We start from the raw sequence: 13,719 nt of genomic DNA on the forward strand, positions 1-13,719 counted from the left end.
CTGGTTATCCGACCGTTTATATAGGGAACAGGGCAAGCGGCGTCCAGTCTTGGACCGCAGGGAACTTGCGCGCTGGTGCAGATGGCAGAGGCGATTTTTGACTAGTCGTTGATATCCGTGTCAAAGGTCTTCACCTGCCCGCGCGGCAGGGCAAAGGCGCGGCGCAGGACAAGCCAGGCGATGAGCGATATCGCCGCAAAGAGGAAGACCAGCACAGGCAGGCCAAAGGTGCCGCTGCCCATCGCAAGAAGCAGCACCCCGACGCCAAGGGCGCCGATGGCAAAGCCGAGGAAGACAAAGCCCGGCGCCAGCACCTCAAGAATACCAAGCACCAGCGCCGCAGCGCACCAGACCCACCAGAGTGCCCAGAAGGGAGCGGCCATCACTTGTTTCCTTTCAGCATCTTGAAGGCATCGCCAAAGGCTTCGAGCGCCTGCGCCGGAACCACGATGGTCTGGCTGCCAGTGCCCGCGCCAAGGGTGTTGAGCGCCTCCACCTGTTTCAGTGCCACCTGATACTGCGCCGCCTCCAGCCCGTTTTCGGCAATCGCCTTGGCCACGACACCGGTCGCATAGGCTTCGGCATCGGCCTGAATGCGGCGGGCCTTGGCGGTTTGTTCGGCGGAATACAGTTCCGCATCGGCGGCGAGTTCCACCGCGCGTTTCTTGCCTTCCGCCTCGGTCACCTGCGCCCGGCGCGCGCGTTCGGCATTGAGCTGCTGCAGCATCGCATCGCGGGTGGCCTGATCGAGGTTCACGTCAAGGATCTCGGCGCGCGTCACTTCAATCCCCCAGTCATCCACGGCGCTTTCGACGCTGCGCTTGATCTCGCCAATCAGCTGCGAGCGGTTGGATTGCACCTCATCCAGATCCATCTTGCCGATTTCAGCGCGAACAATCCCGGCGACGGTGGTGGCGATGGCACCATCTACATCCCGGATGCGATAGACTGTCTTTTCCGGCTCCAGGATGCGGTAGAATACCGAAGTATCGATCTCTACCAGCACGTTGTCGCGGGTGATCGCATCCTGGCTGGCGTTCGGCAGTTGCCGTTCAAGGATCGACACCTTGTGACGGACCGCATCAAGAAAGGGCACGATGAAATTGATGCCCGGGCCAAGCACCGACTTCAGGCGGCCAAAACGTTCGACGACAAATTTTTCCGACTGCGGAACGATCCGGACGCCTTTGAGAATGACGACGATCAGGAAGATCGCCCCGAGAATGTAAAGCAGGCTGCCGGACAAGAGGGCGGTAATCTGATCTTCGCTCATAACTGGAAATCCTGTCTGAAAGGTATGGAACCAAGATCGGGTGGCGGCGGCGCGCGGTCAAGCCCTGCCGCCGCCAGTGGGGTTACTTGCGCGCCGTCGCCTGTTTGCGCACCCGCAGGGGGGCGGGGCGCACGTGGTCTTCGATCTCGTCATAGATCAGCCCGGCAATGTTTTTCTTCGAGGTCCGCTCGATACCTTCCAGCCCGGGCGAGGAATTGACCTCCAGCACCTTTGGCCCGGTTTCCGAGCGCAAGAGGTCCACCCCCGCCACGTTGAGCCCGAATGCCTTGGCCGCCTTTACGGCTGTGGCGCGTTCTTCCTTGCTGATCCGGACCGAGACTGCGCTGCCGCCAAGGTGCAGATTGGAGCGGAAATCGCCCTCGGCGCCGGATCGTTTCATTGCCGCCACCACCTTGGAGCCGACGACAAGACAGCGGATATCCTCGCCATTGGCCTCTTTCACGAACTGCTGCACCAGGAAGTTCGCCTTGAGGCCGCGAAAGGCGGTGATCACGGATTCGGCGGCCTTCTTGGTTTCGGCCAGCACCACGCCCTTGCCCTGGGTGCTTTCCAGCAGTTTCACGATCAGCGGGGCACCTCCGACGATGTCGATCAGGTTCTTTGTATCCTTGGGCGAGGCGGCAAAGGCGGTTTCGGGCATGCCGATCTTCTGACGCGCCAGTACCTGATGGGCGTGCAGCTTGTCGCGACTGGCGGTAATGCCAGCGCTGCCGTTGACACAAAAGGTGCCAAGGGTTTCGAACTGACGCAGCACGGCGGTGCCATATGGGGTGATCGAGGCGCCGATCCGTGGAATTACCGCGTCATAGCGGGGCAGGCGCTTGCCGTCGTAATGCACTTCGGGCGCCAGCGCGTTGATGTCCATGTAACAGCGGGTGGTGTCGATCACCTCGACCGTGTGGCCGCGTTTCTCGCCTTCCTCGACCAGTCGGCGGGTGGAGAAATTGTCCTCGCGGCTGAGCACGGCAATGCGCAGCACCCGGTTCGGCGCGGCCTTGCGGATGTGTTTCGAGGCATAGACGGCATAGTCCAGCTCTGGCTGGCAGAATCGTTCCGAAGGCGCCACGGCAACGTTCTCTCCCAGCGCCTGACGGCCCAGCAGCATATGCACTGTCATGCCGCTGCGGTCGGTGAGGGTGACTTCGATGGGCCAGCTGTGGCCATCCACCACAAGATCGGTTGAGATGACATAGCGCATTTCGCTTTCGCCATTGGAGGAGGTCACCTCGCGCCGGTCGATGATCTCGGCAGAGCAGGGGATCCGCAGACCCTCCTGTCCCGGAACCGGATGCACGGTGAACCGCACCTTGGGGGCGGCGGCGGGGCCGAAGGTTTCGATTTCAGTGGCATGCAAGGCAGAGGTGCGGGCGCCGGTGTCGACCTTGGCCTTCATTGCGGGCAGGCCAAGCCCCGGCAGGCTTACCCATTCCTCCCAACCGAGGGTCAGTTTTGCGGCGTGCTCGTCTGTGGACATGCGCTTGGCTCCTTGGCATTAGGGGAATCTTATGGTCATCAGATGACAGAACTAACGCAGGAAGTCGAAATGTCAGAGCTTTTCAAGTTTGAACTGAAAGCAACGGACGGAAAAGCGCGCACCGGTGTGATCGAGACGCCGCGCGGTGACATTCGCACGCCTGCCTTCATGCCCGTTGGCACTGCGGCGACGGTCAAGGCGATGATGCCGGAAAGCGTGCGCGCCACCGGGGCTGACATCCTGCTGGGCAATACCTACCACCTGATGCTGCGTCCAACGGCTGAGCGGATCGACCGGCTGGGTGGCCTTCACAAGTTCATGAACTGGCAGCGTCCGATCCTGACCGACTCGGGCGGGTTTCAGGTGATGTCGCTGGCGGGCCTTCGCAAGCTGACCGAGAAGGGCGTGACCTTCAAAAGCCATATCGACGGCTCCCGGCACGAGCTGACGCCAGAGCGCTCGATGGAGATCCAGCGGCTCTTGGGCAGCGATATCGTGATGTGTTTCGACGAATGCCCGGCGTTGCCTGCGGACCGCGACCGCATTGCCGAGTCGATGCGCCTGTCGATGCGCTGGGCCGAGCGCTCCAAGGACGCATTTGGCGACCGGCCCGGCCACGCCCTGTTCGGGATCATGCAGGGCGGGCTGGAGCAGGACCTGCGCGAGGAAAGCGCCAAGGCGCTGACCGACATTGGCTTTGATGGCTACGCGGTGGGTGGCCTTGCGGTGGGCGAGGGGCAGGAGGCGATGTTCGGCTGCCTTGACTACGCGCCGGACATGCTGCCGCAGGACAAGCCGCGCTACCTGATGGGCGTTGGCAAGCCCGACGATATTGTCGGCGCCGTGGCGCGCGGCATCGACATGATGGATTGCGTTCTGCCGTCACGATCCGGCCGGACCGGACAGGTCTTTACCCGCCGGGGGGTGGTCAACATCAAGAACGCGCGGCACGCGGATGATCCGCGTCCGCTGGATGAAGAGTGCAGCTGCCCGGCCTGCTCGAACTACTGCCGCGCTTACCTACACCATGTGTTCCGCGCCAACGAGATGATTTCGGGCATGCTGCTGACCTGGCACAACCTGCATTACTTTCAGGAGATCATGCAGGGCATGCGCGATGCGATTGCGGCGGGGACGTTCGGGGCTTGGCAAAAGGACTTCCACGACACCCGCGCTGAAGGTGATATCGAGCCGGTGTAATCGGGGGATATAAGACCGCTGACCACCCTTTTTCGGGTAAGAGGCGGGGGCTGATTGCCCTGTAGTTGCGTGGTGACCGGTTATGCGTTGTTCACCAGTTGTGAAGACCTTTTTGCTAGTTTCCCGCCAAAAGGGGAGAATGGTGATGAGGTGGTATCTCGCGCTGGCTTTTGCGGCCTTGATGGGCGGCTCGATGGCAGCTCAGGCGCAGGTGACACAGGATAACACCACGCCAGGATCGCTGGCAGAGGCATCAAGTTTCTTCAAGGCGCCGCGCCTTAACGGTTGCAGCATTCCGCTAGAGGATCTGGTCAAAGGTGGCTCTGCCGGGCTGCGCGGCCAGTGGATCGTTCAAAAAGGCCCGGGAGAGATGTCGACGGCTGTGGGTGGGCGCATCGAGATGGTACCGCTGCCACAACGCAGCGGCGATACCCTGTCGCTGCGGTTTCGCAATGGCAGGCTGGTGGCGGATTCGCCGGTGCTGGGGCTTATTGGGATCTCTGTACAGGACCGGGGCCCACTAAAGCCCGGCACTGGGCTGCGCGCCGAAAGCGTCGGCCGCGGCGATCTGCCGGATGATGCCGAGGTGTTCCTGGATGAGGTGTCTCTGGGGCCGCTGCCCTGCGGCGCCGATCAGTTGATCAGGCTGACCCTGCTGGCCGAGCGTCCAACCGGTACCGGAGAGGTCTTGCGGCAGGAGGTGCGCCTGTTCCTGATCGATGAAACACGGATGAGCGGAACCTATATTGAAACCGGGCCGGGCGGGCGGATGGAGCGGGGATTCATCACCCTGATGCGACGCTGAATTGACCCGCATGGCCCAAACCGGGGGCAGCTCGCAGCCCCCTTCACCATTTGCTCACCCTTCCTGCATTTGCGCCCTTGTGGTCGCCGCCCTGCAGGGGCAATGTGAGCGCAAAGATTGAGGCGCTGCGGTTGAAATACATGCTGAACCGCACCAGATAACAGATCAAAGAGGAGACGCCTGCGGCTGCCGCTACCTGGGGCCTGGACGTCTTGCCAAAGAAAAGGACCGAGTATGCAAGAGCCACTCAATTCTTCCTATCCCGTGCTGCCGCTGCGTGACATCGTGGTGTTCCCGCACATGATCGTGCCGCTGTTTGTCGGCCGGGAGAAATCGGTACGCGCCCTGGAAGAGGTGATGGCCGATGACAAACAGATCCTGCTGTCCAGCCAGATCGACCCCTCAGAGGACGATCCGGAAAGCGATGGCATCTACCGCGTCGGCGTGCTGGCCAATGTGCTGCAGCTGCTGAAGCTGCCCGATGGCACCGTCAAGGTGCTGGTCGAGGGCCAGACCCGCGTCAAGATCACCGATTTCCTCGAAAACGACAGCTATTTCGAAGCCCGCGCCGAACTGCTGAACCAGATGCCCGGCGACGTCACCACCACCGAGGCGCTGGTGCGCACCGTTGGTGATGAGTTCGAACGCTACGCAAAAGTGCGCAAGAATATCCCCGAAGAGGCGCTGAGCGCCGTGGGCGAGACCACCGAGCCTGCGAAGCTGGCGGACCTTGTTGCCGGTCACCTCGGCATCGAGGTGGACCGCAAGCAGGAGTTGCTCGAGACCCTCTCGGTCAGCGAACGTCTGGAAAAGGTCTATGGCCTGATGCAGGGCGAAATGTCTGTCCTGCAGGTCGAGAAGAAGATCAAGACCCGCGTCAAATCCCAGATGGAGAAGACCCAGCGCGAGTACTATCTGAATGAGCAGATGAAGGCCATTCAGAAGGAGCTGGGCGATGGCGAAGAAGGTTCGGGCGAAGTGGCCGAGCTGGAAGAGAAAATCGCCGAGACCAAGCTGTCCAAGGAAGCCCGCGAAAAGGCCGATGCCGAGCTGAAGAAGCTCAAGAACATGTCGCCCATGTCGGCCGAAGCCACCGTTGTGCGCAACTATCTGGACTGGATGCTGTCGATCCCGTGGGGCACCAAATCCCGCGTGAAGAAAGACCTGAACCGCGCGCAGGATATCCTCGACAAGGACCACTACGGCCTTGAGAAGGTCAAGGAACGCATCGTCGAATATCTGGCGGTGCAGCAACGCTCGGCCAAGCTGAAGGGGCCGATCCTGTGCCTTGTTGGCCCTCCGGGTGTGGGTAAGACCTCGCTTGGCAAATCGGTTGCCAAGGCGACGGGACGCGAGTTCATCCGCATCAGCCTTGGCGGCGTGCGCGACGAGTCCGAGATCCGCGGTCACCGCCGGACCTATATCGGCTCGATGCCCGGTAAGATCATCCAGGCGCTGAAGAAGGCGAAAACCACTAATCCTCTGATCCTGCTCGACGAGATCGACAAGATGGGCCAGGATTTCCGGGGCGACCCGGCCTCGGCGATGCTGGAAGTGCTTGATCCGGAACAGAATTCCACCTTTGTGGACCACTACTTGGAGGTGGAATACGACCTCTCGAACGTGATGTTCCTGACCACGTCCAACAGCTACAACATGCCGGGTCCGCTTCTGGACCGGATGGAGATCATTCCGCTGTCGGGCTACACCGAGGACGAAAAGCGCGAAATCGCCAAGCAGCACCTCGTGTCCAAGCAGGTGAAGAACCACGGCCTCAAGGCCAAGGAATTCGAACTGACGGATGAGGCGCTGACCGACATCATCCGCACCTACACCCGCGAGGCGGGCGTGCGGAACCTGGAGCGTGAAATCGCAAAGGTGGCGCGGAAATCGCTGACCAAGATCGTCAAGAAGGAAGCCGAGAGCGTCAAGGTCACCCATGACAACCTCGACGAGTTCCTGGGCGTGCCGAAATACCGCTTTGGTCTTGCTGAAAAGGAAGATCAGGTCGGTGTCGTGACCGGTCTGGCCTATACCTCGGTGGGTGGTGAGCTTCTCTCCATCGAGGCGCTGCGCCTGCCGGGCAAGGGTCGCATGAAGACCACCGGTAAGCTGGGCGACGTGATGAAGGAGTCGATCGAGGCTGCTTCCAGCTATGTACGCTCGGTTGCGCCGCACCTGGGGATCAAGCCGCCCAAGTTCGACAAGTGGGACATCCACGTGCACGTGCCCGAAGGTGCCACGCCCAAGGACGGCCCGTCGGCGGGTCTGGCCATGGTGACCTCCATCGTGTCGGTGCTGACCGGGATCCCGGTGCGCAAGGACATCGCCATGACCGGCGAAGTCACTCTGCGTGGCAATGCGCTGGCCATCGGCGGGCTCAAGGAAAAACTGCTGGCAGCCCTGCGCGGTGGCATCAAGACGGTGCTGATCCCCGAGGAAAACGCCAAGGATCTGCCGGATATTCCCGACAACGTGAAGGAAGGTCTGGAGATCATCACGGTGAGCCACGTGTCCGAAGTGCTGAAACACGCACTGGTGGGCAGCCCTGAGCCGATCGAATGGGACGAGGAGGCCGAAGAGGCCGCCGCTGCCCAGGCCGCGCTGGAGGCGAAATCCGCATCGGCAGCCCCGACCGCGCACTAAGTGCCGGTAGCAGTAAGGCAGGAAAGGCGGCCCGCTTGGGCCGCCTTTTTCTTTTTTTGCTCGATACCTACCAATACTCCGGCTTTCGGAAGGGCGCGGCGCAGGAGGCAGGGCCGACCAGCGGTGCGAAGGCTCCGCCAGTCAGCGATTGGCCCAGCCAGCCATGCGGGTAGGAAAGGGGCATGGGCGCAGCGGCCTCCTGTTCGGTGATCTGCCTGAACCCGACCTTGGCGTAGAAATTGACATCGCCATAGGTCAGGATGATATCAACACCATCCCTTTTCAGCTGGCTGAGGCCATGGCGCAGAAGCGCCTGACCAGTGCCCTTGCCCTGCTGATCCGGCGCAACCGCTACCGGCGACAACAGAAAGACCACCCGGTCGTCCTGATCATAGCGCATCCGCGTGAACAGGATGCTGGCAACCACCGCGCCGCCCTCTAGCACGGAGAAGACAAACAAATCCTCCTCTTCCACCGTGGTGAGGAGGGCGCGCACCAGCGCAGCGATGGTTTGCCCTTCGTCGGCGCCTTCCGACGCGGTGAAGGAGGCGGCGAACAGGTCGGTGATCTCTGCTGTTCGCCCCTTGTGGCCTGACACAAATTCCATGGTCTGCTCCTTTGATGTCATGATGTTATCGTTGGTTCAGCTGCGCGCGTACGGCTTTGATCCCCAGTCGCGAGGCGCGATAGGGTTTGCCGTCGCGCGATTGGATGAAACGGCGTTTGTGCAGGCGCTGAAAGACGCCAAGGGTGCAGTCCGACAGAACGTTGCCCTCGCGCGTATAGCAGATGATGCTGCGGATCTTGCCGTTTTCACTGCGTTCATGATGGATGCTGCCGCCAAGGGCGAGCTCGTGCAACACGCGTTGCTCGTGTTTTGAGATATTCAACGGAAGTCTCGATTTTATGAGAGTGCAAGAAAAGAGGTCACTCAGCCGAAGTCGCGAGTGTCCTTGTTGTGTCCTGCGTTCCCGATGTTCTGCGCCGGGAACGGGCTTATGCCCGGGTCTCTTCCATAAAATCTCCAAATGCATGAGGCGTCAGCCCCATGTCTTCTGCCCTAGATAGGGAGGCAAACCCGCGCTGACAAGCGGCAGCGCCAAATGGCAGCTGCCGCTGTTGCATCTCTGTAATCGTTGGGGTGGGCTTAAGCCGCTGCGGCCTGCGCCATCTTCGCCCGCACGGTGGCAATGGCCACGGCATCCGGGCTGATGTCCTGCTGACGCGCCTGGTTGAGCACCTCGGCCATGGTCGCTTCCAGCGCAGCAAGTTTCTTGGCCACATAGGCCTCGCGATCCGCGATTTTCAGGATCTCGGTCGCTACGTTGATGATGCCGCCGCCATTGGCGATGAAATCGGGCGCATAAAGGATGCCGCGTTCATGCAGGGCCTGACCGTCCTCGGGGTTGGCGAGTTGATTGTTGGCACCGCCTGCGACGATCCCGACCTGCAACAGGGGGATGGTCTCGGCATTGAGGATGCCGCCAATGGCACAGGGGGCAAAGATATCCGCCTGCGCGGTGCAGATCTTGTTGATGGCAACCGGGCGGGCGCCAAATTCCGCGACCGCGCGTTCGATGCGCTGGGGATCGACATCCGTGACGATCAGACCGGCGCCCGCGTCATTCAGGAACTGGCACAGGTACCAGCCTACATGACCCAGCCCCTGCACCGCCACCGTGACGCCCTGCAGATCGGCGCTGCCGACCTTGTGCGCCCGGGCGGTGCGGATGGCGTTGAAGATGCTGCGCGCGGTGATGGGGGAGGGATCGCCGCTGGCATACTCCCCATCGGCAAGCCCGGCGACATAGGGCGTTTCATCGGCCAGCAGCGCCATGTCGGCAGGGCTCATGCCCATATCCTCGGCGGTGATGTAGCGGCCGTTCAGGCTGTCGATTGCCCGGCCAAAGGCGCGCAGCATCTCTGGCGTCTTGCTTGTTGTCGGGTCGCCGATGATCACCGCCTTGCCGCCGCCCAGCGGCAGGCCCGCCGCGGCGTTCTTGTAGGTCATGCCCTCGCTCAGCCGCCGAACATCCTCCAGCGCCTCATCCGCAGTGGCATAGGGGCGCATCCGCAGCCCGCCAGCGGCCGGTCCGGCCTCGGTTGAATGGATGGCGATGAAGCCGGTCAGACCGACGGCGGGATCGTCGACACGGTAGATCTCTTCGTGACCGGGAGAGGCGATTTTGGTGAGGGTCATACTGACAGGCTCCTGAACTAAGAGACCCAGAATACCGGGTATGGGCTTCGGGAATTTTCCAAAGATGCCCTCAGGAGTGGTTGGTTTTGGAGTAATTTGCTAACATAGCGCCAAGTAATGGAGGAAATCACTATGGACGCCATAGATCGCAGGATTGTCACCGCGCTGCAGCGGGACGGTCGCATGAAACTGGCGCAGCTCTCAGAAGAGGTCGGCCTGTCGCCCACCCCCTGCGCCCGGCGGGTGTCGATGCTGGAAGAAGCCGGGATCATCACCGGCTATTCCGCGCGGGTCGATCAGGCCAAGGTCGGGCTGGCCGTCACCATTTTTGTCGCTGTTGAGCTGGAGCGCCAGTCGAAGGACGCGCTGCAGGCCTTTGAAAATGCCGTGCGCCAGTTCGATCAAGTGATGGAGTGCTACCTGATGACAGGCAGTCGCGATATCCTGCTGCGGGTGGTGGCGCAGGATCTGACGGATTTCGACCGCTTTCTGGAAGAGCAGTTGATGCGGGTGCCGGGGATCCGCAATACGCGGTCCAGCTTCACCCTGCGCACCATGATCCGCCGCGATGTGTTGCCCGGCGGACCTGGCTGAGGCGGCCAGTGCAGGAGGGATGTGAAAAGAGGAAGCCGAAAAAGAAGCAGACTGGTGAAAATCTTCATATCCCCCTCTTGCAGAGTGGTGATCCTGACGGTAATACCCGATCCCACGGGTGATTAGCTCAGTGGTAGAGCGCTTCGTTCACATCGAAGATGTCAGGAGTTCAAATCTCTTATCACCCACCATTCCCTCTTTTATAATTTACTCGTTTGAGTGTTAGCGCGCGCAGGGAACTCCGATCTTAGTCTCGGTTATAGGCTTAATATCGACCGTAATCGCTCTATGGAGACCTCGTTCGCGGGTTTGTCCAGAACCACCGTTCCGGCGTCGAGGCCGAGATACCAATCGGAAATACCGGTCAGAAAGCTGAGGTTCTGTTCGCACAACAGAATACCGGCTCCGGCTTTCGCACGGTCCATCAGGCACTCCGCCATATGGGCGATGTTTTCCGGCTGAACGCCCTCGGAGGGTTCATCAAGGACAATCACCTTTGTGTCCTCGATCATAGCGCGGACAAAGGCCAGGATTTTACGCTCACCGCCGGACATGGTGCCTGCGGGCTGGTCCAGCCGTTCTGCCAGCCTTGGGAAGCGGTCGAAATACCTCTCTGGTCCCTCCCGGTTGCTGCCGAGGGTCAGGTTCTCCCTGACCGTCAGATCGTCGAACACCATCGATGTCTGGGGCATGTAACCGATGCCGCGTTTGCGCCGGGCATGCGAAGGACGTGAGGCGACAGAATGCCCTTCCAGCCGGATATCACCAGCCCCCGTAATCAGGCTGCCCTGCACAAGTCGTGCAAGGGTGGTCTTGCCGACACCGTTCCGGCCAAAGACGCCCAGAACACTGCCTGCTTCGATCCGGGCCGAGACGTTGAACAGAACATGGGTGTCCCGGTAGCCGCCGGTCAGATTGTCGATTTCCAGAAGCGAGGTCATTTGGTGCCTCCCGCATAGACGGCCTGAACCTCGGGATTGCTGCGCACCTTGTCGAAGCTGTCAAAGGCGAGCACCTGTCCGAGGTGCAGGACCAGAACCTTGTCCGAGATCGCCTGAACGATGCTCATGTCGTGTTCGATGACGATGACCAGACCGCCGGTTTGTGCCTGATATGTCCGCACAAGTTCGGTCATCAACGCCGTTTCATCCGGGGAAAGCCCTGCACAGGGTTCGTCCAGCAGCAATACCCGAGGCTCAGATGCGATGGTCATGGCGTATTCCAGAAACTGACGGTGGCCTTGTGGCAGATGTGCGACCGGCGCGACCAGATCTTCCTGCAGAGGCACCGCGGGGCGTTTTAAAAGCTCCGTCAGCGATTCCGATCGCCAGTGCAGGGTCGCGGGGCGCAGCAGATCCACCAGCCGTGCCCGGTTGGCCATCATGGCAAGCGCCAGGTTGTCTGAAACGTTCATGGAAAAGAACACGGAGGGCACCTGCAACTTGCGGCCAATGCCGCTGCGCAGCGCCTTGTAAGGAGGGCGCGCGTGAATGTTGCGCGACCCCAATGCAATGCTGCCGCCGGTGATCTGCAGGTTGCCGGTGATCGCGTTGAGCGTGCTGGTCTTGCCCGCGCCATTTGGCCCGATGACGCTGATGATGCCGGTCGAGGGCGTGTCAAAGGTCACGCCGTTCAGGATTCGGACGACACCGATCTGCAGATGAACATCGTCAAATCGCAGCGCGCCGGAGGCGTTGGTCGGTTTGCTTGGCGGAGCCGCGATGGAGGGCGCGCGCCTGCCGGGCGTTGCGGGCCGGATGCGCCGGTATACGGTCTCCAGCAACTCCGCGATGCCGCCGGGGGCCTTCAGCACCACTAGAATGAAAGCCAAGGCCATCAATAGTTCCCAATAGGGGAAACTGTCGCGCAGCTCGGCTGAGGCCCAGCCGACGATGACGGCTCCGATCAGCGGGCCAAGCACGTGAAACCGGCCGCCCACAGCGGTCAGGATGACCATTTCAGCGGAGAGGCCGAACCCCATCGAGGTGGGCGTCACGATCCCCTGATGCGAAGCAAAAAGCCCCCCGGCCAGGGCCGCAATGGCGGCAGAGAAAGCAAAGGCTGCGCCTTTGATGACATGGGTCGGAAATCCTAGCAGTTGCAGGCGCGGTTCGTTGTCGGCCACGGCCTTGGCGATCAGGTTGACCGGAAGTCGGTTCAGGATGAACAGCAACAGGCTGACCAACACTGTGGCTGCCGCGATGACGTAGTAAAAACTTCCGAAGGGATCGAGATTGCCGAGGCTGGGAAACCCACTCATCCCGTTGAAGCCGCCGGTAAGCGGCGTGGCGGTTCCGGCGATCTGTTCGGCGATCATCACCAAGGCGAGTGTGATCAGTGAAAAGTATGGACCGCTTTCCTTCCGACCGCGAAAGATCAGCGTGGCCAGAAGGAAAGCTAACACGGCGATGGCAGCCAATACGGTGAAGGCCAGGAGGAGGTCGATGCCGAGTCCGTTTCCTGCGCGCAGGGTGCTCGCCGTGACATAGGCGGAAAATCCGAAGAACAGTGCCTGCCCCAGCGGCAGCACCCCGGTCTTGCCCCAGAGGTAGCCGATGCCTTGCGCTGCGATGCCATAGATCAGGTACAGCCCGATCTGGTAGGCCGTGAAGTCGCCGAACACCTCGGGGATCAGGAGAAGCACTGCCAGAAGCAGGCTAACGGGAAGAAGAACGGATACCATCAGGTTTCAGCCAGAGAAAGAGAATGGAAAGAGTGAGAACAGCCAGATAGCCATAGGTCTGATTGGCAACGGCCCCGAGGACGGATTGCGTTCCCGCGATAATGCCCGCGCCGATGCCCAGCCCTTCGAGGGAGCCAAGACCGCCGACCACAAGGGCAAAGAACGAGCGGATCAGGTAATCGAGCCCCATCATCGGCTCGATCCGGATGGTGGGCGCCAGGATCAACCCGGCCAGCCCGGCGGTGCAGCAGCCGAAGATAAAAGCGCCAGCCGACAGCCGGGCGGTATTGATGCCCACAGCCTCGGCCAGGTCCGGATTGCCGACCATCGCCTTGATCCGGGTGGCAACCTTGGACCGGGCATTCCACCAGAACAATGCCGCGAAGCCTGCGAGGATGCCAAGGATGACGGCAATGCGATAGGCAGGGTAATCGGCGCCAAGAACACTGATCGTGCCGCTGATGGGCGGGGTGACGGATTGATAGCCCCGACCAAAGATCAGCTCCACCGCTTCGCGGAGCAGGATGGCGATGCCCCAGGTGGCCAGCAGGCTGTCGAACATCCGGCCATAGAGGTGACGGATGATCGTGCGCTCAAGCACGAAGGCCACCAGGGCAACGGTCAGCAGGCAAACCGGAACCTGCAGCCATGCAGGCAGACCCAGCGAGGAAGTGATGACCGGGGCATAGGCCCCGATCATTACGAATTCCCCATGTGCCATATTCATGATCTGAAGCTTGCCAAACACGATGGCCAGCCCCAATGCGACCAGCGCCAGGGTGCTGATCTGCCAGGCAAGGTTGAGGACAAGAACGGAGGACAT

13 protein-coding genes and 1 tRNA gene are annotated in these 13,719 nt (G+C 61.2%); 5 read left to right on the top strand and 9 right to left on the bottom strand.

Features of this window, described 5'->3' with window-relative positions; genetic code table 11:
* Nucleotides 1-101: 101 nt before the first annotated feature.
* From JL2886_RS17710 to rimK, 3 genes are all read right to left on the bottom strand, one after another.
* Complete coding sequence (locus JL2886_RS17710) at nt 102-383, bottom strand: NfeD family protein (RefSeq protein ID WP_065273206.1); 282 nt, start codon at nt 381-383, stop codon at nt 102-104.
* Nucleotides 383-1,273 carry an SPFH domain-containing protein gene (locus JL2886_RS17715; protein ID WP_065273207.1) on the bottom strand — a complete coding sequence of 297 codons (891 nt, stop codon included), beginning with the start codon at nt 1,271-1,273 and terminating at the stop codon, nt 383-385. Before JL2886_RS17715 ends, JL2886_RS17710 begins: the two co-directional genes overlap by 1 nt.
* An 82-nt stretch (nt 1,274-1,355) precedes the next feature.
* On the bottom strand, nt 1,356-2,768 hold the full coding sequence (rimK, locus tag JL2886_RS17720) for a 30S ribosomal protein S6--L-glutamate ligase (RefSeq protein ID WP_065273208.1): 1,413 nt from the start codon (nt 2,766-2,768) through the stop codon (nt 1,356-1,358).
* Between the two features lie 69 nt (nt 2,769-2,837).
* Here rimK and tgt point away from each other — a divergent pair, with 69 nt between their 5' ends.
* The 3 genes from tgt (at nt 2,838) to lon (ending at nt 7,419) form a co-directional block, all read left to right on the top strand.
* Nucleotides 2,838-3,968, top strand: a complete 1,131-nt coding sequence (gene tgt / locus JL2886_RS17725) for a tRNA guanosine(34) transglycosylase Tgt (protein WP_065273803.1) — start codon at nt 2,838-2,840, stop codon at nt 3,966-3,968.
* Nucleotides 3,969-4,113: 145 nt separating this feature from the next.
* Complete coding sequence (locus tag JL2886_RS17730) at nt 4,114-4,773, top strand: hypothetical protein (RefSeq protein WP_065273804.1); 660 nt, start codon at nt 4,114-4,116, stop codon at nt 4,771-4,773.
* Between the two features lie 234 nt (nt 4,774-5,007).
* A complete protein-coding gene (gene lon, locus JL2886_RS17740) occupies nt 5,008-7,419 on the top strand; it encodes an endopeptidase La (RefSeq protein WP_065273210.1) in 2,412 nt (803 codons plus the stop codon).
* 67 nt (nt 7,420-7,486) lie between these two features.
* Here lon and JL2886_RS17745 read toward each other — a convergent pair whose 3' ends face one another.
* The 3 genes from JL2886_RS17745 to JL2886_RS17755 all read right to left on the bottom strand — a co-directional run bounded on the left by JL2886_RS17745 (nt 7,487) and on the right by JL2886_RS17755 (nt 9,619).
* On the bottom strand, nt 7,487-8,026 hold the full coding sequence (locus JL2886_RS17745; RefSeq protein ID WP_065273211.1) for a GNAT family N-acetyltransferase: 540 nt from the start codon (nt 8,024-8,026) through the stop codon (nt 7,487-7,489).
* Between the two features lie 25 nt (nt 8,027-8,051).
* Nucleotides 8,052-8,309, bottom strand: coding sequence for a YjhX family toxin (locus JL2886_RS17750; protein WP_065273212.1), 258 nt, complete (start codon nt 8,307-8,309; stop codon nt 8,052-8,054).
* A 257-nt stretch (nt 8,310-8,566) separates the two neighbouring features.
* Nucleotides 8,567-9,619, bottom strand: a complete 1,053-nt coding sequence (locus tag JL2886_RS17755) for a Glu/Leu/Phe/Val family dehydrogenase (protein ID WP_065273213.1) — start codon at nt 9,617-9,619, stop codon at nt 8,567-8,569.
* A 132-nt stretch (nt 9,620-9,751) separates the two neighbouring features.
* Here JL2886_RS17755 and JL2886_RS17760 point away from each other — a divergent pair, with 132 nt between their 5' ends.
* Complete coding sequence (locus JL2886_RS17760) at nt 9,752-10,213, top strand: Lrp/AsnC family transcriptional regulator (RefSeq protein WP_065273805.1); 462 nt, start codon at nt 9,752-9,754, stop codon at nt 10,211-10,213.
* Between the two features lie 116 nt (nt 10,214-10,329).
* Nucleotides 10,330-10,404, top strand: a tRNA-Val gene (locus JL2886_RS17765).
* 66 nt (nt 10,405-10,470) lie between these two features.
* Here JL2886_RS17765 and JL2886_RS17770 read toward each other — a convergent pair.
* From JL2886_RS17770 to JL2886_RS17780, 3 genes are read right to left on the bottom strand one after another with little or no spacing between them, the layout of a single operon-like run.
* Nucleotides 10,471-11,154, bottom strand: coding sequence for an ATP-binding cassette domain-containing protein (locus tag JL2886_RS17770; protein ID WP_065273214.1), 684 nt, complete (start codon nt 11,152-11,154; stop codon nt 10,471-10,473).
* Nucleotides 11,151-12,896 carry an ABC transporter permease subunit gene (locus JL2886_RS17775; RefSeq protein ID WP_065273215.1) on the bottom strand — a complete coding sequence of 582 codons (1,746 nt, stop codon included), beginning with the start codon at nt 12,894-12,896 and terminating at the stop codon, nt 11,151-11,153. Before JL2886_RS17775 ends, JL2886_RS17770 begins: the two co-directional genes overlap by 4 nt.
* The gene (locus JL2886_RS17780; protein ID WP_065273216.1) at nt 12,871-13,719 is read right to left on the bottom strand and encodes a branched-chain amino acid ABC transporter permease; all 849 of its coding nucleotides are present in this window, start codon (nt 13,717-13,719) and stop codon (nt 12,871-12,873) included. Before JL2886_RS17780 ends, JL2886_RS17775 begins: the two co-directional genes overlap by 26 nt.

It is taken from the genome of Phaeobacter gallaeciensis (genome assembly GCF_001678945.1).
Taxonomy (GTDB): Bacteria; Pseudomonadota; Alphaproteobacteria; order Rhodobacterales; family Rhodobacteraceae; genus Phycobacter; species Phycobacter gallaeciensis_A.

Excerpts from the sequence above, each read along its gene's own strand:
- JL2886_RS17710 (WP_065273206.1), bottom strand. The coding sequence starts at position 383 with ATGGCCGCTCCCTTCTGGGCACTCTGGTGGGTCTGGTGCGCTGCGGCG.
- JL2886_RS17715 (WP_065273207.1), bottom strand. The coding sequence starts at position 1,273 with ATGAGCGAAGATCAGATTACCGCCCTCTTGTCCGGCAGCCTGCTTTAC.
- rimK (WP_065273208.1), bottom strand. The coding sequence starts at position 2,768 with ATGTCCACAGACGAGCACGCCGCAAAACTGACCCTCGGTTGGGAGGAA.
- tgt (WP_065273803.1), top strand. The coding sequence starts at position 2,838 with ATGTCAGAGCTTTTCAAGTTTGAACTGAAAGCAACGGACGGAAAAGCG.
- JL2886_RS17730 (WP_065273804.1), top strand. The coding sequence starts at position 4,114 with ATGAGGTGGTATCTCGCGCTGGCTTTTGCGGCCTTGATGGGCGGCTCG.
- lon (WP_065273210.1), top strand. The coding sequence starts at position 5,008 with ATGCAAGAGCCACTCAATTCTTCCTATCCCGTGCTGCCGCTGCGTGAC.
- JL2886_RS17745 (WP_065273211.1), bottom strand. The coding sequence starts at position 8,026 with ATGGAATTTGTGTCAGGCCACAAGGGGCGAACAGCAGAGATCACCGAC.
- JL2886_RS17755 (WP_065273213.1), bottom strand. The coding sequence starts at position 9,619 with ATGACCCTCACCAAAATCGCCTCTCCCGGTCACGAAGAGATCTACCGT.
- JL2886_RS17760 (WP_065273805.1), top strand. The coding sequence starts at position 9,752 with ATGGACGCCATAGATCGCAGGATTGTCACCGCGCTGCAGCGGGACGGT.
- JL2886_RS17770 (WP_065273214.1), bottom strand. The coding sequence starts at position 11,154 with ATGACCTCGCTTCTGGAAATCGACAATCTGACCGGCGGCTACCGGGAC.
- JL2886_RS17775 (WP_065273215.1), bottom strand. The coding sequence starts at position 12,896 with ATGGTATCCGTTCTTCTTCCCGTTAGCCTGCTTCTGGCAGTGCTTCTC.
- JL2886_RS17780 (WP_065273216.1), bottom strand. The coding sequence starts at position 13,719 with ATGTCCTCCGTTCTTGTCCTCAACCTTGCCTGGCAGATCAGCACCCTG.